The sequence below is a fragment of the Robertmurraya massiliosenegalensis JC6 genome (genome assembly GCF_000311725.1).
Classification (GTDB): Bacteria; Bacillota; Bacilli; order Bacillales; family Cytobacillaceae; genus Robertmurraya; species Robertmurraya massiliosenegalensis.
Map to the genome: position 1 here is coordinate 501,956 of NZ_HE978511.1, position 20,874 is coordinate 522,829.

General features: G+C 38.3%; 20 protein-coding genes. 1 reads left to right on the plus strand and 19 read right to left on the minus strand.

Annotated features, from left to right (window positions below; all coding sequences use genetic code 11):
• Positions 1 to 39 precede the first annotated feature (39 nt).
• The 19 genes from murD to BMSHG_RS02720 all read right to left on the minus strand — a co-directional run bounded on the left by murD (position 40) and on the right by BMSHG_RS02720 (position 20,122).
• Complete coding sequence (gene murD, locus BMSHG_RS02620; RefSeq protein WP_019152877.1) at positions 40 to 1,392, minus strand: UDP-N-acetylmuramoyl-L-alanine--D-glutamate ligase; 1,353 nt, start codon at positions 1,390 to 1,392, stop codon at positions 40 to 42.
• A complete protein-coding gene (mraY, locus tag BMSHG_RS02625) occupies positions 1,393 to 2,367 on the minus strand; it encodes a phospho-N-acetylmuramoyl-pentapeptide-transferase (RefSeq protein WP_019152878.1) in 975 nt (324 codons plus the stop codon).
• Between the two features lie 3 nt (positions 2,368 to 2,370).
• Positions 2,371 to 2,823, minus strand: coding sequence for a hypothetical protein (locus BMSHG_RS02630; protein ID WP_019152879.1), 453 nt, complete (start codon positions 2,821 to 2,823; stop codon positions 2,371 to 2,373).
• Positions 2,824 to 2,897: 74 nt separating this feature from the next.
• Positions 2,898 to 4,367: a UDP-N-acetylmuramoyl-L-alanyl-D-glutamate--2,6-diaminopimelate ligase gene (locus tag BMSHG_RS02635; protein ID WP_019152880.1), complete on the minus strand. Its 1,470-nt coding sequence runs from the start codon at positions 4,365 to 4,367 to the stop codon at positions 2,898 to 2,900.
• Between the two features lie 254 nt (positions 4,368 to 4,621).
• Positions 4,622 to 6,562: a stage V sporulation protein D gene (locus BMSHG_RS02640; protein ID WP_019152881.1), complete on the minus strand. Its 1,941-nt coding sequence runs from the start codon at positions 6,560 to 6,562 to the stop codon at positions 4,622 to 4,624.
• 183 nt (positions 6,563 to 6,745) lie between these two features.
• Positions 6,746 to 7,138, minus strand: coding sequence for a thiol-disulfide oxidoreductase DCC family protein (locus BMSHG_RS02645; RefSeq protein WP_019152882.1), 393 nt, complete (start codon positions 7,136 to 7,138; stop codon positions 6,746 to 6,748).
• A 345-nt stretch (positions 7,139 to 7,483) separates the two neighbouring features.
• Entirely contained in the window at positions 7,484 to 9,673 is a 2,190-nt protein-coding gene (locus tag BMSHG_RS02655; RefSeq protein ID WP_019152884.1) for a penicillin-binding protein, read from the minus strand.
• Complete coding sequence (gene ftsL / locus BMSHG_RS02660) at positions 9,670 to 10,026, minus strand: cell division protein FtsL (RefSeq protein ID WP_019152885.1); 357 nt, start codon at positions 10,024 to 10,026, stop codon at positions 9,670 to 9,672. The genes BMSHG_RS02655 and ftsL overlap by 4 nt, the downstream gene beginning before the upstream one ends.
• A 36-nt stretch (positions 10,027 to 10,062) precedes the next feature.
• Entirely contained in the window at positions 10,063 to 10,995 is a 933-nt protein-coding gene (gene rsmH / locus BMSHG_RS02665) for a 16S rRNA (cytosine(1402)-N(4))-methyltransferase RsmH (protein ID WP_019152886.1), read from the minus strand.
• Positions 10,996 to 11,061: 66 nt separating this feature from the next.
• Positions 11,062 to 11,493: a division/cell wall cluster transcriptional repressor MraZ gene (gene mraZ, locus BMSHG_RS02670; RefSeq protein WP_019152887.1), complete on the minus strand. Its 432-nt coding sequence runs from the start codon at positions 11,491 to 11,493 to the stop codon at positions 11,062 to 11,064.
• 231 nt (positions 11,494 to 11,724) lie between these two features.
• On the minus strand, positions 11,725 to 13,071 hold the full coding sequence (locus BMSHG_RS02675) for a hypothetical protein (protein ID WP_019152888.1): 1,347 nt from the start codon (positions 13,069 to 13,071) through the stop codon (positions 11,725 to 11,727).
• 20 nt (positions 13,072 to 13,091) lie between these two features.
• Positions 13,092 to 13,316, minus strand: coding sequence for a hypothetical protein (locus BMSHG_RS02680; protein ID WP_019152889.1), 225 nt, complete (start codon positions 13,314 to 13,316; stop codon positions 13,092 to 13,094).
• 39 nt (positions 13,317 to 13,355) lie between these two features.
• Complete coding sequence (locus BMSHG_RS02685) at positions 13,356 to 13,820, minus strand: DUF6114 domain-containing protein (RefSeq protein WP_019152890.1); 465 nt, start codon at positions 13,818 to 13,820, stop codon at positions 13,356 to 13,358.
• A gap of 26 nt (positions 13,821 to 13,846) precedes the next feature.
• Positions 13,847 to 14,437 (minus strand): DUF6230 family protein, encoded by a 591-nt coding sequence (locus BMSHG_RS02690; RefSeq protein ID WP_019152891.1) that lies wholly within the window; start codon positions 14,435 to 14,437, stop codon positions 13,847 to 13,849.
• A 680-nt stretch (positions 14,438 to 15,117) separates the two neighbouring features.
• Entirely contained in the window at positions 15,118 to 16,752 is a 1,635-nt protein-coding gene (gene bshC / locus BMSHG_RS02700; protein ID WP_019152893.1) for a bacillithiol biosynthesis cysteine-adding enzyme BshC, read from the minus strand.
• Positions 16,753 to 16,876: 124 nt separating this feature from the next.
• Positions 16,877 to 17,266 (minus strand): DUF3397 domain-containing protein, encoded by a 390-nt coding sequence (locus BMSHG_RS02705; protein ID WP_019152894.1) that lies wholly within the window; start codon positions 17,264 to 17,266, stop codon positions 16,877 to 16,879.
• A 1-nt stretch (position 17,267) separates the two neighbouring features.
• Complete coding sequence (locus BMSHG_RS02710) at positions 17,268 to 18,170, minus strand: 2-dehydropantoate 2-reductase (protein ID WP_019152895.1); 903 nt, start codon at positions 18,168 to 18,170, stop codon at positions 17,268 to 17,270.
• A 174-nt stretch (positions 18,171 to 18,344) separates the two neighbouring features.
• On the minus strand, positions 18,345 to 19,886 hold the full coding sequence (locus BMSHG_RS02715) for an acyl-CoA carboxylase subunit beta (protein ID WP_019152896.1): 1,542 nt from the start codon (positions 19,884 to 19,886) through the stop codon (positions 18,345 to 18,347).
• Between the two features lie 23 nt (positions 19,887 to 19,909).
• Positions 19,910 to 20,122 carry a biotin/lipoyl-containing protein gene (locus BMSHG_RS02720; protein WP_019152897.1) on the minus strand — a complete coding sequence of 71 codons (213 nt, stop codon included), beginning with the start codon at positions 20,120 to 20,122 and terminating at the stop codon, positions 19,910 to 19,912.
• Between the two features lie 224 nt (positions 20,123 to 20,346).
• On the opposite strand from BMSHG_RS02720, the gene BMSHG_RS02725 reads away from it, so the two are divergent.
• Complete coding sequence (locus BMSHG_RS02725) at positions 20,347 to 20,820, plus strand: N-acetyltransferase (protein ID WP_019152898.1); 474 nt, start codon at positions 20,347 to 20,349, stop codon at positions 20,818 to 20,820.
• Positions 20,821 to 20,874 lie beyond the last annotated feature (54 nt).

The following is a 20,874-nucleotide window of genomic DNA, read 5'->3' on the forward strand; positions in this document are numbered from 1 at the left end:
GAGTTGTGTTATGCCAAACAGACGAAATTGGACTAGCCCTTATTTAAGCTTATGCACCGCTTCGATAAAAATGTCTCCCCTAACCTCAAAAGTTTTATACTGGTCCCAGCTAGCACATGCAGGTGATAGTAGCACCACATCTCCTGGGCTAGACAGCTCAATAGCAGCGGGTACGGCTTTTTCAACATTATCGACACGGATGATCGATTTTATTCCTGCCTCACTCGCCACTCTTTCTATTTTCCCAGCCGTTTGTCCAAACGTTACGAGCGCTTTGACTTGCTCCAAATAAGGACGTAATTCATCAAATTCATTTCCTCTATCTAAGCCTCCTGCAAGTAATACAACTGGTTCATTAAATGCAGCTAACGCCTTGCTTGTTGCTAAAATATTCGTTGCCTTCGAATCATTATAAAACTTTCGTCCTTCTTTCTCTGCGATAAATTGTAAACGATGCTTAACCCCTTTGAAGGAATTTAACACCTTAAATATCGCCTCATTATCTACGCCAGAAAGCTTAGCAGCTGCCACTGAAGATAATATATTTTCGAGATTATGTTCCCCAGGTAAGACGATATCTTCCATAGCCATAATTTTTTCGTCCATGAACCAAATGGCCCCGTCTTTCACATACGCACCGTTATCGACAATTTTCTTCGTGGAAAATGGAATGATCTGTGCTTTCGATTGTTTCGCTAATTCAACGACCTGTTCTTGATCAACGTTAACAATCAAAAACTCATCTTCCGTTTGATTTTTTGTAATATTGGCCTTCGCTTTCCAATAATCACTTAAATTCCCGTGATAATCTAAATGAGCCTCATACAGATTCGTGAGGATCGCAATAAACGGATTAAAACGATCAATTCCCATTAACTGAAACGAAGATAGTTCAATGACTACCATATTTTCGGCTGTTGCTTCTTGTGCTACGTCGGATGCGACTGTTCCGATATTTCCCGCAATTAGAGGTGATTTTCTTCCTTCACGTAGCATTTCAAATACAAGAGTCGTTGTCGTTGTTTTCCCATTTGTTCCTGTAATCGCCACAAATGGCGCTTCTGAAATTTGATAAGCTAGTTCTACTTCTGTAATGATCGGAATACCCTTTTCAAGTGCCCGCTCAATCATTGGATTATGATATGGAATTCCTGGATTCTTAACGATTAATTCGAATCCCTGATCCATTAATTCAATCGGATGCTCCCCACAGATAACTGTAATCCCCTGCTCAAGCAACCCTTGTGCTTCTGGATTCTCCGATAATGGCTTCATATCATTAACCGTTACAAAAGCCCCCAACCGATGTAAAAGCGAGGCTGCACTCACCCCGCTTTTGGCTAGTCCTAATACTAATATTTTCTTATGGGTATATGTTTTTATTTGCTTCAATTACAACCACACCTCGATATAGATTCCAAGGACAGCAAAGAGCAGTCCAACTGTCCAAAATGTTACGACTACACGCCATTCAGACCATCCAACTAGTTCATAATGATGATGTAGTGGACTCATCCGAAAAATCCTTCGTCCAGTTGTTTTAAATGATAGAACTTGTAAAATAACGGACAAGGTTTCGATTACAAATACCCCACCGATGATGATAAGCAAGATCTCAAGTTTTAATAAAATCGCTACTGCAGCAATCGCTCCTCCAAGTGCAAGCGAACCAGTATCCCCCATAAATACTTTAGCAGGATGGGCATTAAAAACAAGAAAACCTAATACTGCCCCTACAACAGCAACTGAAAAAACAGCTATTTCTAGTTGAGATAAACTCCATGCTAATACAGCAAAAGCTCCAAAAGCAATTGCAGCTGTCCCCGATAGTAAACCATCTAGTCCATCGGTTAAGTTCACTGCATTAGAGAAGCCAACTAACCAAAAGATAATAAAGAGGACATATCCCCAACCTAAATCAATTGAGAAATCTGTTAGTGGAATGGAAACCACTGTTGAAAATTCATAATGTTGTAAGATTAAAAAGAAAACAACAGACACGATGATTTGCCCAATTAATTTCTGTAAAGAAGTAAGCCCAAGGTTTCTCTTCAAGGCTACTTTAATAAAGTCATCTAAAAAGCCTAATAAGCCAAATCCAAAGGTTACAAAGATTAATAAATATGTATGGATAGTAGGCTCTGCATACTTTCCAATCATAATAAATGTTGTCGCTGCGATTGATAGTAAGATCACAAGACCGCCCATAGTGGGTGTCCCGGATTTCTTCAGATGGGATTTCGGCCCCTCTTCTCGAATGCTTTGTCCAAATTTCAACCTTCTTAAGAAAGGAATAAATATAGGAGAAAGAATGACTGAAATCAAAAATCCTAATAATATTGTAAAAAATATAACTTGCTCGAGCATTTTCTATTCCTTCTCCTCTCGAAACTTCTCTATCAGTTCGTTAATTTTTGCTTCTATTACTGCCTTATCATATGTTTCATAAAATTCATTAAGAAGTTTTTCATCTAAAAACAGGAAATTTGTTTTGTCCTTTTTATCGATTACTTCTGTATTACTTTTATCAAGGAAAGCAAACAAAATGTCCTTTATTCCATTTGCAATGTCATCTGTATAGAATACTGGAAAGTGGTTTGGTGTATATTTAGGTATCGCTTTTCCCTTTTCCCAAACCACCGCTACCGCTCCATTAGCAATGGCTTGTTGAAGGTCTTGTGCTTTTGAACCTAATGGAATATAAAGGCCTTTTGATTGGTTTATATCCGCTTTTATTGAAACGGTTTGAAAATGCAAATCGAACTCCCTTATCCCTGTTACGTCTGGAAAAATTACAGATAAGTCTTCATAAGTTAAGATCATCTTATCTCTCCTTTGCCCCACTATGTGAAGTGACGTCTTACAATCGAATTCTAACCATCTATACACTGTAGCTCTTAACTTCTTTGTAGTTGTTTAATTGCTTCTTTAGCTACTTCACGGTCATCAAAATCAAAAACTTGATCACCGATCAACTGATAGGTTTCATGACCTTTCCCGGCAATTAGAATAACATCACCTGGCTCTGCCGTTTCAATCGCATAATATATTGCTTTTTTACGGTCTACCAACACCTCAAATGATTGACCCGTCACACCTGCTTCCATATCCTTTAAAATTTGTTCTGGATCTTCACTTCGTGGATTATCAGAAGTGAAAATGGAGCGGTCACTATATGCACAAGCAACTTGCGCCATTATCGGTCGCTTCGTACGGTCCCTGTCTCCTCCGCAACCAATAACGACAGAAACCTTGTTTTGGGCAAACTCCTTGATCGTTTTCAATACATTCTCTAAGCTATCAGGTGTGTGTGCATAATCTACAATCACGGTGAAGTCTTGACCAAGATCCACTAGTTCAAAGCGTCCCGCTACACCTTTTATCGTTTCAATGGAGGAAATGGCATCTTCGATTGAAATACCAGAGCAAATCGCAGCCCCAATACTAGCAAGCGCATTATAAACACTAAATTTCCCAATTAAACTCATCGTGATCTTATGCATCCCAAAAGGACTTTTTAATTCAAACTCAGTCCCTTGTGAAGTGATTTGAATATTAGTTGCACGAAGGTTTGCCTCTTTATCGATCCCATAAGTGAGCACATGACCACTCGTACTCTCCATAAATAGTTGACTTGCTTCATCATCCACATTTAAGATAGCAAATTTTGGGTTGTGCAAATGATATGTATTTCCCAATTGGGAAAATAATAAGCTTTTTGCTCTCTTATATTCATCCATCGTATGATGATAATCGAGATGATCCTGTGTTAAATTCGTAAATACCGCAACATTAAAGTCTGTTCCATGGACTCGACCTTCGACTAGAGCATGTGAAGAAACTTCCATAACTGCCGTATCAACACCAGCCTCGACCATTTGCTTAAATGTCTTTTGTAAAGTCAAACTTTCTGGCGTCGTATTTTTCGTTTCCATTTGTTTCGAACCTATTTTCGTATACATCGTACCAATTAAACCTGTTTGCTGGTTTGCATCAGAAAGTATCTTTTCAATGAGATGACTGGTCGTTGTCTTCCCATTTGTACCCGTAATTCCTATCATATGAAGTTTATGACTAGGTTGACCATAAAATGCATCAGATAATACAGCCATTGCTCGTTTTGTACTTTCTACGACAATAACCGGAACCGGTAATGATAATCGTTTTTCGGCCAAAACGGCAACAGCCCCTTGCTTCACAGCTGATTCAGCGTAATCATGACCGTCCACCGTATACCCTTTTATACAAATAAAAAGACTTCCTTCTACGACTTTACGGTTGTCATTTTCAATCGATTCAATTTCAGGATTATCGACATGCTCACAATTAATGAAATGAAGACTCTTAAGTAAAGTATGTAAATTCAAAATTGATCATATCCTCTCTTAAAGGTACGGACACCTTGCTTTAATGTGCGGGATCCTTATTTGTCTTGGGTGTGTACGCTTTTTGCTGGATTCCTTCGAGAGTGCTCTTTCAAAACTCGCGCTTTTTATTTTACATGAAAACCAAACATTTCGCTATTTTTTCTCGAGATATTGATCTGATTTGAAATAATGGCAAAAATTTTGAGTTATATGAAAAAAGCGAGAGGCGAATTAATTTCTGCCTCCCGCCTTGACTATTCCTTTTTTTCCTTTGTTTCCGAATCATCAAAATACAGTCTAATTGTCGAACCTTCCTTCAGCTTTATACCACCTTGTGGTGTTTGCTTCACGACCGTATCTCCTTGTCCACTTGCATCAATTTTGAAATTCACAAATATCTCACGAATATCTTTTTTCGACATTCCGACCATGTCTGGTACTTCGATCATCACAGGATCTTCCCAATTCTTTCTCACCTTTTCGATTTGATCTTCACGTGGTTCAACTCCGATCGCTCTTAAGCTATCACCCATGATATTTCCAACTATCGGTGCAGCGACGGTCCCCCCGAACTGGAGCGTCCCTTTTGGGTTATCGACGGCAACATACACCACTAATTGCGGATCATCTGCAGGTGCAAAGCCAATGAAAGAAACGATATGATTGTTTTCCATATAACGACCATCTTTTACTTTTTGGGCTGTTCCAGTCTTTCCACCTACCCGATACCCTTCCACGAATGCTTTTCCCCCTGTTCCTTGTGCAACAACTGTTTCAAGGGCATGCCTAATCTCTTTTGACGTATCTTCTGAAATAACTTTTCTTTTCGCTGTTGGTGAAGTTTTCATGGCGACCTCTCCACTTATAGGATCAACCAACTCCTTTGCGATATATGGAGTGTAGAGCGTTCCACCATTAATCGCAGCAGACAGCGCGGTAACCTGTTGGATCGGTGTCACTGAGACCCCTTGACCGAAAGCTGTTGTCGCAAGCTCAACAGGCCCAACATTCTCAAGATTAAAGAGAATTCCTTTTCCTTCCCCTTGTAAATCTATCCCTGTTTTCTCCCCAAACCCAAAATCCTTAATGTATTTAAAAAGCGTTTCTTTTCCTAATCGTTGACCCAATTCAACGAATCCTGGGTTACAGGAGTTCTGGACAACTTCAAGAAATGATTGACTCCCATGTCCTCCCCTTTTCCAACAATGAAGGGTCGATCCGTTCACCTTTACCGAACCTGAGTCATGAAAATGATCTTTTTCTAAATCAACCTTCCCTTCTTCTAATGCTGCTGCTAAAGTAATAATCTTAAAGGTAGAACCTGGCTCATATGTACTCCAAACCGGCAAATTCCGATTATATACTTCAGGTGCAACATCCTGAAAATTGGTTGGGTTAAAACTCGGCCTACTGGACATTCCTAATATTTCTCCTGTATTAGGGTCCATCGCAATCGCAATCGCTCCATCTGGATTATACGTAGCTTCTGCAATATCCAGTTCTCTCTCGATAATGCTTTGCACTTTTGAATCAATCGTTAATTTTAAGTCAAGGCCATCTTCTGGCGCCTTGTAATCATCAGCTTTGTCGTTCATACGATTATGCTTAGCATCAGCGTAGAACTCTACAGAGCCCCTTTTCCCTTTTAACTGGTCATCATAATACAGTTCAAGTCCCATTAAACCTTGATTGTCAATGCCGGTGAATCCTAACACATGTGATAAATATTCCCCAAAAGGATAGTATCTCTTTGAATCTTTCCCAATATAAACACCTGCGAGATCAAGATTTCGAACTTCAGCTGCTTTTTCATTTGAAATTTTGCGTCCCTCAGATATTCGCACATTTAAACTTTTCTCTGTTATCTGTTTGTATATCTTTTCTTTCGAAGCATTCAAGACAGCCGCAAGCTTTTCTGCTGTTTCGGCTGGATCCTTCACTTGTCTTGGAAACACATAAACCGTAGGTGCACTCATATTTGTCGCTAATGCTACACCATTTCTGTCAACGATTTCCCCACGATCAGGTTCAAATGGAATTTCCCGGCTCCATAAATTTTCAGCCCCATCGGTTAACCAATTTCCAAGGAAAAATTGGACATACCCAAGCCTGATATCAATAATGAAAAAAATGAGAAAACCAGCAAGCAACGCAATTGTTAACCTTTTTCTAACTGTTACATTCGAAACCCGCATATTCGAACGAACCTCCCCCATGTTTGGCTCGTTCAAATATATGCTTGTACCAAAATAAATAGAACGCACCAATTGTTAAAGTGCGTTCTAGTTTATTTTTTCATTTTATTGAATGGGCTTGTGCTAATAGCTCGTAGATTTCCAACAAAAGCAGCCGGAGTCAAAGTTTGTACTTTGACAGCTCTAAGATAAGAACCGTTTTCTTACATCCGGAGATGGTAACAGACACTGATCTTTTTTCCCGAACCATTTATATCTATTTTTAGCGATCATTCCATAAAAAAAATCTCGCAAAGGTTTCGGAATAACGACTAGGGCATACAGCAACTTCCATGCTCCTGTTATATTCTTACAAACACGAAGGGCAGCGGATGATTTAACATAATATCGTTCACCCTCTATAAGAACAAAACTATCGATCTCACTTGAAACGTTACATTTATTTAATAACATTTTCCCGATATCACTTTGCAATGAAGCAAACGTAAAGACACCATCCGGGTCTCTTTTGATGATAAATTGTACGCTTTGATCGCAAAGATTGCACTCACCATCAAATAGAATAATCCTTTCCATATCCGTACCACCTTTTTAAGTACTTCTATTATCAATTAGGCTTTTTTTACAAACATGGTTACTTTTGGAAAATAACAAGAAACAAAATGCGTGATTGAGGGAGCGAACAGCGCCGTCGCACACTTCATGTATAGCCATAACCGTAATACGAGGGTAAAAACCGGATTTTGGGTTTTTACATATAACCATAATCTATACGAAAACAGCGATCACTTATCATTGTATTATACTTGATGTTCATAAAAAAAACTTTTTTAAACTGGAGATTCTGTTTTTCATAATAGAAAAGACTGCAGACAAATATTTTGCCTACAGTCTGAAACAAAGGTGTGATTAGCCGTTCTTTCATCCACCTTTAGGAATTTCTTCCTCTTCCTCTTCTTCGTCCACATCAACGATTTCCTCTTTTGTGTCAGGAGTTTGTAGTTGAACTACTAAATAATCCCCTTCTTTTAATTTCGTACCTGCTGCTAAATTTTGCTGGCTCACATACCCACTACCTGAAATATTTAATTGTAGTTTTGCTAAATTCGCCACTTTCATGACATCTCTTAGCGACCAACCTTTCATTTCAGGTAATGTGATATCACCGTTTGTTTGGACAATGACCTTTTCACCTTCTAATAGCGGTTGTCCTTTTGCAGGGAGCTGCTTCACAATTTCGGTACCATTTCCTAAGACTACTGCATTAACACCCAGATCTTGAAGCGCACTCACACCGTTCTCAACACTAAGCCCCATTACATTTGGGATCTCGATCGTCTTTGAAGCTTCCACTTCAGTAGGCTGAATGCTTAAATACTGGAGACTATTTTGCATCACCTGTTTAAAAATTAAAGAAACTGGTTTATATCCATCAGAAGAATTATCGATTTGTGGTTGCTGAACCATAACATAGACTATTAACTCTGGATCATCTGCTGGGGCCATTCCCATGAAAGAATATACATAATCATTTTTTCCATGAAGATATACACCATTTTGCGTTAAGTTTGCCGTTCCTGTTTTTCCAGCAATATCATAGCCTTCTATGTTATATCTCTCATATCCCGTTCCTTTAGGAGAAGTGATAACCGTCTCCATAATTTCCCGCACTTTTTTTGCTGTTCCCTCAGATATAGGATTGCCCACCACTTCTGGCTCTGACTTTTTGACGGTCTTATTCGACGCTGGATCAACTACTCTATCAATAATTTGCGGCTTTAACATTCTTCCATCACCGGCAATCGCTGTTGCTGCTTGGATTTGTTGCAGCGGTGTAATCGCTGTTCCTTGACCATAACCTGTTGTTACTTTATCGAGTGGATAATTATAAACAATTTTTCCGCCCGTTTCATTCGGGATCTCAATTCCTGTTGGATTTTCGAACCCAAACTTTGTTAAGTATTCACGATACGTATCGAAACCAAGCTTTTCTTGAACTATTTTCGCAATAGCTACGTTTGATGATCGCTGAAAACCTTCTAGATATGTGATGGATCCCCAACCGACTTTATTATGATCTCGAATTGCATCGGAATTTTTCGTAGGTTTAAATGAACCAGACTGATATTGTTCATTTAGATTTAACACTTGTTCTTCAAGGGCAGCTGCAAGGGTAAAAATCTTCATCGTTGATCCTGGTTCATATGATACTTCAACCGCTTCATTCAACCATGTTTTCTCAATACCCTCCCGCGTTTTTGGATGAAAGGTAGGTCTTTGCCCCATCGCCAAAATATCACCAGTTTTTGGGTCTGCGACAAGGGCAACCATTTTCGCAGGCTTATATTGTTCATCTGCTTGATTTAACGCATCCTCCAAAAATGTTTGGATTTTCTTATCTAACGTTAAATAAACATCTTGCCCATCTTTGGCTGGAGTAATTTTTTGTTCACTGTCAGGGAGAATATATCCCCATAAATCACTTGAATAGTTAATAGACCCATTTTCCCCCGTCAGAATATCATTTAAGGATTTTTCAAGTCCTAATTGTCCGACTGGGATCGTTTCTCCTTCTTTCGTATCCACATACCCAATTAAATGGGACGAAAACACACCATTTGGATAAAAACGTTTGGATTCTCTAACAAAAGTGATACCTGGTAATTTTAATTCTTCTATCTCTTGCTTCGTTTGAAGCGGAATATCTTTTCCAGCTCGACCAAATTCAACTTGAAACTGGCCTTCCTTTGATAAAATTCTCAAAATCTCTGATTCTGCTAAATCGAGATATTTCGCTAGTTCTCTAGCGGTTTTTTCTTTATCGGAAACGTAATTCGGTTTCATACTTTCGTCTAAAATAGCAACCACCGTGTACGACGAAGTATCTTCTGCAATTACTTCTCCATTTCGATCATAAATTGTTCCTCTTTTCGCTTCTAATACTCCATTCTTATTATAGATTTGCTGTGCCTTTGCTGCTAACGGTTGCCCAGCAGCCTCCCCTGTAACTTGAATAGAGACGAAACGAAATAGTAAGACAAAAAAGAGCAGGCAAAATAAAATAAATAAAATTGCTGCTCCTACATTCATATTTGGCTGTTTTCTTATCATTGCCCTTGCACAACCTTGACGTTATTTTCATTTAACTTCAAACCGAGTTCTTTTGCCTTTGCCCATATTCTTTCATATGTACTCAGTTCTTCTACCTGCATAGCAAGATCTGCGTTCACTTTTTGTTGGGACTCGATCGATGTTGATATCACTTGAATATCTTTGTTTATTTCATATATAGACGCTTGATTTGAAATAATTTGCACAGCACCAAAACAAAGAGCTACACAAAATACTGCTCCTAATATTTTCTCACCAGGAGAGAAACCCAATCGATTCTTTCGTACTATTTTCGGTGCTTGCACCTGTTTCTGTTGTTGTTCTTGTTGAAGCTTCCTTGCTAAATTCCCCATTCTTTTCCCTCCTTGGATTTAGATATTTGCTATAGGCTAGCGTTTTTCAGCAATTCTTAATTTTGCTGATCTGGCCCGATTATTTTCTTCCAACTCTTTTTCAGTCGGTAAAATTGGTTTTCTTGTAACGAGCTTTAATACAGGCTTGTACTCATCTGGGATAATTGGAAGACCATGAGGTAAATCTGGTGTCTCACTTGCTTTTTTAAAGGTCACTTTACAAATTCGATCCTCTAATGAATGGAAAGTGATGACACTAATTCTCCCACCCGGAGCTAATATTTCGATGGCTTGCTGGAGTGATTTCTCAAATACTCCTAATTCATCATTGACGGCAATTCGAATCGCTTGAAAAATCCGTTTTGCTGGATGTCCACCCTTTCGTCTAGCCGGGGCAGGGATCGCATCCTTAATAATATCGACAAGTTCCCCTGTCGTTTCAATTGGTTTATTTTCCCTTGCTGCTTCAATTTTACGAGCAATTTGTTTTGAGAATTTTTCTTCTCCATAACGATGGAAAATTCGTAATAGATCATTGAAACTCCATTCATTCACTACATCATAAGCAGAAATAGGTGCTTCTTGATCCATTCTCATATCAAGTGGAGCGTCGTGGTGGTAACTAAACCCTCTCTCCGGAGTATCTAGTTGCGGGGACGAAACTCCAAGGTCGTACAAAATTCCGTCTACCTTATCGACTCCTCTTTTGGCAAGCTCCTCTTTTAAATGAAGGAAATTGCTTTTAATGATCGTAATTCGCTCACCATATTGGGCCAACTTTACTTTAGCATTTGCGATGGCGATATCATCCTGGTCAAAGGCATACAGCTTTCCCTTAGACGATAGCTTTGAGAGGATAAGTGAACTATGTCCTGCTCCCCCCATCGTACAGTCGACATATATTCCGTCTGGGTTAATATTTAATCCTTCTACCGTTTCATGTAATAACACTGTTGTATGTTCAAACATGCTTGTCCACCTTTCCAATCGTCAGACTTAGGAGTTAATGATTCTTGATGCTACATGTGATCGAAATTAAATATCAAATCCAATCATATTTTCTGCAATCTCTGCAAAAGATTCTTCTGACTCTGAAAAATAGTCTTCCCAAAGATCCTTACTCCATATCTCAATTCGATTGGAAACACCTAACACAACACATTCTTTATCTAGTTTTGCGTATTGCATCAATGGGGAAGAAATATTGATCCTTCCTTGTTTATCAAGTTCACATTCAGTGGCACCTGAAAAGAAAAATCGAGTAAATGCGCGGGCATCTTTTTTCGTTAATGGCAATCCTTTTAATTTTTCTTCAATAAGGGACCATTCAGATAGCGGGTAACCAAATAAACATTGATCAAGGCCTCGTGTCAAAACAAATGTTTCGCCTAAATGATCACGAAACTTAGCGGGCACGATAAGACGACCCTTTGTATCAACATTATGATGGTATTCACCCATAAACATACCCACTACCCCCACTCTCTATTCTAAATGTACCACAATCCCCCACTTTCCTCCACCTTATTTTATAAAATTCTTTATTCGAATAAAAAAACCTTCCTAAATGTTGAAAATAGGAAGGTTTTACTACGGAATCATAAGGTTATTAATTTGTAACCTAACTTTCGACCTGTTCAATAAAAAGGGGAACATATAATGAGGAGCAATCCCTATTATGCGTCCCCCTTTTTATTACTATTGTAACTTTAATAGATCCGATAATTTTAAAGGCTCCATTTTGTCTAATCGTTCATTAAGGAGATCTTCATCAATTTCAGTTATCTCCGCTATTCCCCCATCTAAAATCAGCCATTCTTTCACTCCTTCTATTTCCAATAAATCAGGAATAATAGTAGCTAGTGGACCCTTCATTTCTTCGACGAGCGAGGTTTTTGGAATTCCTTTTTTAACAGGCTCCTTGATAGTATCAACGAGTGGTATATCGGGAACGATGTTTTCTTCGATGAGCGGTAACTCAGAAACGATGTCTATAAGTGGTTCCTTGATTTCGTTACCTGTATCTACAATCGATTTTTGTTCTTGATCGTTTCCATTATCGAGAAGATCTTTCGGAATGGAAACGATCGGCTCAATGACATCCTCCTCTTCTTCCTCGTTTAGTTGTTCTTGCTTATCTGCAATGGTTTCTTCTAAACTGTTTGTCTTTTGTACAATCTCTATTTTATCCGCTTCGATTTTATTAATTTCAAGTAGTAAGCTTTTGAATTTATCCAGGATTGGTATGATTATCTTTTTGTGCTCCTCTAACTTTGTCCGCACCTCTGTTGAACTGTCTTTTATTGTTGCCTGCGTTTTCGTTGAAACATCAATAAGTTCAATATACCGCTGTACCAATAGAATCTTTGGATCATTTACAGCTTTACTCTCAAAGGATTCGATCTCCTCTAATTTAGCCTCCATCTGGGTTAAATTCATTTCTAAATGTTCCACCAATGGTTCCGCTTTGCTCATTGCTTCTGAAAAATTCGCTACCGTCTGTAAATAATGATCCTTTTTTCTCGCCAATTCGATTGCTCCCCCAGCCAATTGATGCAAATTGATATTCTCCACATTTTTATCTAAGGTTGAAGTAAGCTGATGAATTAGACTTTCCGTCTGATCAGAATCAATAACTTCCCATGCAGTCATTGCATCTTTCAGTAATTTCTCTAAAACGGAAAGCTGTTCCGAATCTTTCTCGACTCCTTTCAAAATCTCTTTTAAGTCAGACTCATTGTCTTCTATCTGCTTCATGAACTCCTTAAATTGTTCCTCACTCATGGAACTCCCCTCAGGCAATGGACCACATTGACGAGCATAACAAGTCTCTACCTTTGCATCCGGGAGCGCAATAGAAGCAGCTTCTTGTGCTGTAACCGTCATCGACACATCTTCCATGCAAACCCGTCCAGCTTTCTCAGGTTTACAAAGCCCACCGAACTCCGGGATCGAGTGACCTTTCGTTGACGCTGTTAACTGCTTGACTGGAATAGGACCTGGAGAGGTAATCTTGATAATTAGCGGCTCTTGATTACCTCCCAATGAGAATTTTTTCGTAATCGTTAAACCATATATTCATAAATGGTGATTTTACCGAGTAAGATTCCAGCTAGATCGAGAACACCATCTACTTTGACCGACTCAATAATAAAACCTCCACTATCCTCTGAAGCAGCACGCTCGATATTTTCTTCCCCTTGAACCGTCATGTTCCCGATGAATGAGGAGGAAAATACGCATACCATTATGACCAACACAGATAGAAAAAACGATCTTCTTTTTTTCATTCTCCTTTTCTCTCCTCAGAAATTATTTATGGGATAACCCTATACTTCCATGGATGGCTCCTGATTACTTTTCAATGAATCCATACTCTGGACAAGCACTTCTTCTTTCTCCCATGCGATGCACAATGAACCAGCTACAATTCCCACAATCGTTCCAATAATAAACCCTCCAAGTGCACCCATTATCGAAAGCACAGATAAAAAAATGGTCAGTACTCCAAACAAAGTCGAAAATTGCGGGTATATATATGAGAAAATTCCGACAATTAAAAGGAAACCGCTAAATAGAAAACCAATAAACACAAGACTTCCTGGAATAAAAGCAATTGCGTATAGTTGAATCGGAATGTACATGATGATAAGTGCTGCTAATATAGTCAGAGTTGCTCCCCAAAAGGGACGTTTTTGCTGCCATTGCTTAAATTTTCCGGATTGGGCAACCGCTTGACTCTTCCTATTTCTTTTCTCTTCTCTTTTTTGAACTTTTCTTGTCTTTCGATCCATACCATTTCCTTCCTTCTAATCAAAATTTATTGATTCGTTATATCAGGCTGATCGATTTTTTCAACTGAAATTTTGGCACCACCCAAACTTACCATACTTTGAAACAAGTAATCTGTTACAATTTTTGCATTTGTAATGTTAATCGATGTAGCACTTTGGCCCCAGTTCTTCAAGAAATCTGATGTATTCGTTTCTTTAATGGCTAGCTCTGAAAAATCAAAATCTGCATCAATAAATCGCGCATCATGAATAAGCCCCTTAATCGTTGTTTCATTTGCTTGAACGTGAAAGCGCACCCAATTTCCGGTAGGTAATTTTAAATCCTTATAAATGTGCAGATTGGTAATTTTCGCTGTATCCATTTTATTACGTACCATAGGTTCAGCATCCGACGTCCCGGTTTCTCCAACATGCGGTAATAATTGAAATTGGGTTCCTTGTAAGCGATCAAATTCAACGTAAAAGTCGCCAATCCCTCCCAGCGGTACTGCGAAAGCGCTTCCGGTAAATCCGAAAATTGAAAAAAGCAGGCCAAGCGCTAATAGTCCCGAACCCATCGCGATTAGAAATTTCTTCTTAATTGTCTTACCCACAACAATTTTTTGCTCCTTTTTCATCCCTCTCACCTCAGGTCAAATAATTTCATTCTTTGCCTTTAGTACACACACTAAGTAGAGCCAATTGCTGAAATTCTTCGCTTTTTACAATTTAAATATTAATTCCCCCTATAATTGTATGATAAACCTATTTGAAAATGGGTGTCGTATCTTTTATCAACGCTGTTTTCGTAATGATTGTGGTTTTTTCGTAAATGTCAAAAATAGAGAAAGGTGAATCCTGAGGGTACTCAAATTCACCTTTCTCTATTTATGGATATGAACTTTGCCATTAACGGAAGACCTTCGATTTTCCTCGTACAAGAAAATCGAGGGAAACGCAAATTAGCCTTCAAGATTCCAATCGATTTCCGCTTTGTCTAAAAAGACCCTATTTTGCTTCAACCATCTCTCACCCTTAAGCGGAGTTTTTCCTGTTATCTCTTCAATGAAGTCCCTTTTAGGGGAAATAACGGAAGATTTTCCGCTTCTGGAGGGCAAAATCGTTTATTTTGGCATTTTTTCAGGGAATAGCAGGAAATTTTCCTGTTATTTCAGCTCTTTTTCATGCTGGTTGCTCATTAAGCGGAAATTTTCCTGTTATTTTTTCATAGCGATCCGTCAACTGCGAGGGAATTTATCCATTCGAAACTAGAGTCAAAAAGTCGTTACCACCGATTTTTTGTCCCAGCCTCAACCTCTTATATTTTTATGATTTTATGTGTCCCATCAAAATCATAGGATAGAGCTGATAATCGCTCCACGAAATCTAATCCGTATTTGTTTAAGAAATAATAAATATTCCACATTCTTTCCTGTGGTCCACCAAATGGTCTAATAGAATAGTCAATACAATCAAGTTGCTTTATTGCAGTATCATGTTTTAACAGCAACGCTTCTTCGATTTTTTCTTCCATATACCCGATTTGCTTTAAAAGGATCGATTCATTTTTCTTTAGCAGTGGGAGTAAACCTTTATACTCTTTTTCTGTCTGCTTTCTAATTGCCGAATAATTTTTTGTTAGTTGCTCTTTCGTTTCCAAGAATAAATGCTCAAAACTCGTATCTTTGACAGATTCTAAAAATGACTTTTTATGTTCGGAAATTCCCCTTTGTAGAATTTCCTGTAAGTCAAATTTCCAGTCATTCATACTTGATTCAATTTCTCGCTCTAAAAGAGTAATATTGATTCTTGGAATGATCGGTGGCATTTTCATGTCGAAGATTTCAAATGCACTCTTCAATTCCGCCCAATAAGATATTTCCCCTGGGCCAGCGATAAATGCTAATGTCGGGAACAATTTTTCTTGCATAAGTGGTCTTGTTACCACATTATTGCTCATTTTTTCAGGCTGTTCACTGGCAATTGCAAGCAATTCTTCCTTCGTGAAAGAAATCAAGCCATCTTTTCCAACAAAAACATTTGCTTCCTCGTCAAATTCTAGGAGAACTCTTTCGTAATGTTGTTCATCATAATAGAACAGATTCGCTGCCTTATCTGAAAGCTCAATTGTTCTCGAAAATCCTTTTTTAGCAAGTTCAGCCTGTTCTTTTTCTACTGCAGAGGTAATCATTACAGCATTGTTAATTTGTTCAACTAATATTTCCTTTTCTAATTGGCGCAGCTTTCGATTTCCTGAATCGACAAGTAATAGACCTTGTTCCTTAAACAATTCCATGACGATATAAGCGAAAAGGTCGACAAATGATTCTGATTTCTCCACAGCCTTTTTCGAAAACGCTAGTAATTGGTTTGTGTGGTCTGTTTCTCCAAACGTTTCAATCACAGCTTCTATCCATGATAGACAAACCTCTTTATTGAGAACGCAATCTGTAACCATTCTTTTGTCTAACACTTTGCTTGGATAAACCCATTTTTCCAATTGATTTCGATTCTCCAAATAAACATGATTTACTTCTGCGTAATCGTGATCCTCACCAGCAATCCAAAATATAGGAACGACAGGAATTCCTAATTCTTTTTCCTTCTGCTTGGCAAAGGAAATAATTGAAATCACTTTATGTATAGAATATAAGGGACCCGTTAAAATTCCAGCCTGTTGTCCACCGATGACGACAACACTATTATCGTCCTTGAGCTTTGCAATTGATTCAAATACTTTATCAGAGGTTGGAAATGGCTTCATAAACTCTTCAATATGATCCGCCAACTCCTGCCTCATAAACGAACGACTGGACAATTCCTCCAACCTTTTTTGGTAATGAGAGGGATTTTGATATTGATAATGAAAAAAATTCTTTACCTCGTCAGTCCCATTATAGTATGCCGTAGCAAACTTATTCGTAGCTGGGAGATTGAGATTCATCATCTCCATTTATGTACTTCCTTTCTAAGCAACAATTTACTACGTATGAGTATATCACTGAATAACCACAAATAAAAAAACTTTGCTTATACGAAAAGTGTAGGCGGCTTGTTCATTGTCACCAGACTAACGCTTATGAAATTGCGTTTGAGATGCTGCGAACAATCCCAATAACTAATAAAACGGTATAAGCTGAGAAGAAAACAAGGAAATTAAAACGCCAAAAACCTCGGAATACTTTTGAATAATCGATTTCTTGCTTTACCTTCCAATGCAGGAATACGACCAACACCCCTATTAAAAGAATGAGGATCAAAATTAACCATAGAAATGATTTATTCCAAATCGTCAAAATTAAATAATGGACAGAAATCATAAATAAAACCGTGCTCCCATCCAATGCCATCTGAACAGCTCGACGATGTTGTTTCGTCGCTTGCTTACATATAACAAAGATTATGATATACCCTAAGACAGGAATGGTGATAAATGCAGCCGCAACATTTGAAAAAACATTTGACATCTTACTTTCCTCCTCCCTCCACTTCACTCCCTTTAATAAGATGAAACAGAGTAGTAATGAGTGGAGCGTGAATATTCTTCTTCTCCGCTTCATCAATTAAGTAACCTAGAATAGCCTCAATTTCTGTCTGACCTCCCGCCTGCAAATCTTTCAGCATGGAGGACTGATTTTGAGCCGTATTTTGGCAAATTTGCTTTACATTTTCAAAATAGAGTTGTTCTTCCTCAAGTCCAAGTATATGGCTAATTTCTTTAAATAGCATAGTAAAGACCTGATAGTAATGAGGATTATGTAAGAGCACTCCATTTTGCACTTTTAAAAGAGCGGTTAGTGGATTAATTACCGCATTAGCCACGAGTTTTTTAAGTAGCATCTCTTTGTAATCATCTGTGAAAGCTAACGGAAAATCTTTAACCGTACTTCCCATTAGCTCACGAATGATTTCTTGATTGTGACCTTGATAGTCTGCTATTTTTGTTCGTCCTTCCCCTCTATGATACACACAGTGATCGTTTTCACGATAGGCACCGTGTTCTACAGAAGCAATGAGAACATGATTTAGCTTATACTTCTCAATGAACTTTAAATGTCCCATTCCATTTTGAATAAATAGAACGGTCTGATCTGCGGATAAGCCTATTTTTTCAAGCACGGCTTGAAGATGGTATTGTTTAACACAAATGATGACAAGATCAACAGGGACTTCTTTTTCCCATTCTTCAAATCCCTTAACATTTATATATGTATGAAAAGAATCCGTTCGTTTCCTTAGTACAATCCCTTTAGCTTCTATTTCAGCTTTTTGCGATTGTCTTCGAACGTATAGAACGACATCGTGTTCCTTATTTAAATAGTAGGAAAACAAAAGACCTATAGACCCTCCACCAATAATGGCAACTCTCATTCTATCGCCTCATTAATCCTCATTTTAGAACTTATTCATATTTTACCAAAGACAAGGTCTATTTTCTCAGATTTTGTTGTTTTTCCACGAAAAATTAATTGCAGAAGATTTATAGACCAAAAAAAGAAAGCCTAAAAAAATTATTTAAGCTTTCATCCAGTTTCTTCTTATTACTTAGACTGGGTACACAGGATGCTTCTTTGCGCTCAACCCTACATCCTTTGTCTCATAAATAGTCAGTCGATTCATAAGTGTTTGTCTTAATTGTGAGGGAGCAACGACGTCATCGACTATCATCTCAGAGGCAAGTTTATAAATATTGATCTCCTCTTTATATTCTTGTTCTTTTGCCGCTATAAAAGCGTTTTTTTCTTTCGGATCAACAATCTCATTTATTTTATTTGAGTACACTGCATTGACTGCTGCTTCAGGTCCCATGACTGCAATTTGAGCAGTCGGAAGAGCGACACAGTAATCTGGCTCAAACGCTGGACCAGCCATTGCATAGAGGCCAGCCCCATAAGCCTTTCTGACAATAACTGATATTTTGGGTACCGTCGCTGAACTCATTGCCGCAATTAGTTTTGCTCCATGGCGAATAATTCCCGCTCTCTCCACTTTCGTTCCAATCATAAAACCGGGAACATCAGCGAGAAAAAGTAATGGAATATGGAATGCATCACAGAGTTGAATAAACTTAGCCCCTTTATCAGCTGAATCAATAAAAAGAACTCCACCCTTTACCTTTGGTTGGTTTGCGATAATTCCGACAGGTCTGCCTCCAATTCTTGCTAGTCCTGTTATGAGTTCTGCTGCAAATCGTTTTTTTATTTCAAAGAAACTCCCCTCATCGATAAGCGTATCAATACAATCATACATATTAAAAGGTGCGTTTTGATTTAATGGAATAATTTCCTCAAGCGCTCTCCCTTCCTTCGGTTGCACTGACTTTCCTATCTTTGATTTTAGTTGGTAATTTGCAGGAAAATACGATAAGTACATTCTCGCTGCAGAAATGGCTTCTTCTTCATTAGATGCAAGAATGTCACCACAGCCACTGATCGTACAATGCATTTTCGCTCCACCCATTTCTTCCAGTGTAACTTTCTCTCCTATCACTTTTTCTGCCATTCTCGGTGATCCTAAATACATTGAAGCATTTTTGTCGACCATAATGACGATATCGCAAAAGGCGGGAATATAAGCACCACCTGCTGCGGAAGGTCCGAATAAAAGACAGACCTGCGGGACCATACCTGAAAGCTTTATTTGATTGTGAAAAATTCTCCCTGCCCCTCGCCTGTTTGGAAACATTTCCAATTGATCTGTAATTCTTGCGCCCGCAGAATCAACTAGATAAAGCAAAGGAACTTTGAGTTTTTCAGCAGCTTCTTGAATTCGAATGATTTTCTCAACGGTTCTCGCTCCCCACGATCCGGCCTTAACCGTAGAATCGTTTGCCATCACACATACTGTTTGACTATTTATTCGGCCAATAGCTGTCACAACTCCATCGGCAGGTAAATGACCGTCTTCACAATTGGCGAATTTGCCATCCTCCTCATACTTCCCATCGTCAAATAGCAATTCCAGTCTTTTGCGAACAAAGAATTTATTTTGCGACTGTAATTTCTCGTGGTACTTCAGCGCTCCTCCCTTCTCAATTTCCTTCTGCTTTTGCATAAGCTTTGCCGCTAATCCATGAACTGTATCCATATTCCCCTCCAAATACTTATTTCTTATTCTAGTACGAGCATAATGTCCCCATCATTAATAAAATCACCTGGTTTAACCTTGACCTCCTTTACAGTGCCTTCAATCTCGCTCTCAATCGGAATTTGCATTTTCATCGATTCTATCACGATAACTTCTTGTCCCACCTCTACTACATCAGTCTGTTTCACTAAAACATTGGAAATAATGCCAGCGATAGTCGCTGTGATCTGCTTCATGGTTAACTCCTCCTTCAAACCTTACTTTTCCTGTGAGATTTCCTCTTCCTTCTTCCTACTCGTTTGCTATGTGCTTCTCAATTTTTACCTGTAATCGCTTACGCTTTTTTGTGAGTATTTTCTGTCTTTTTGTTATATAATGAAGTATAGTGAGCACCATACTTCAAATTAAATATATGAAACTACAAAGTTATTCATGATTAAAGTTGGACTGGGGGAGTTAGATGGAATATAAAGTAGAGAAATTAAAGGTGAATTACAAAACATTAGAAGAGTTCAAACGATTTAAAGAATATGGTTTACAAGAACTTTCCATGCTTGAGGACTTGCAAGCAAATATCATTGATAATGACAGTGAATCTCCTTTTTACGGGATTTATTTTGGTGACTTATTGGTAGCTCGAATGAGTCTATACAAAGTAGACGCAAAATTCAATCGATATTTTGAACCACCACATGATTTTCTTGAATTATGGAAGCTTGAAGTCATTCCTGATTATCAAGGAAAAGGCTATGGAAAAGCTCTAGTAGAATTTGCAAAGAAAATGAACTTACCCATTCGCACAAATGCTAGAATGAAATCAAAAGATTTTTGGAAAAAGATGGGGTTTGAATCTGTGACCTATGATATGGCACGGGATCGAGGGGAAAACCCACTTTTCTGGTTCCCAGAAAATTTCTCGCAAAAAGAAATATAATCTCTATACAAAAAGAAGCGGATAATTTACCGCTTCTTTTTGATTTTTAAACTA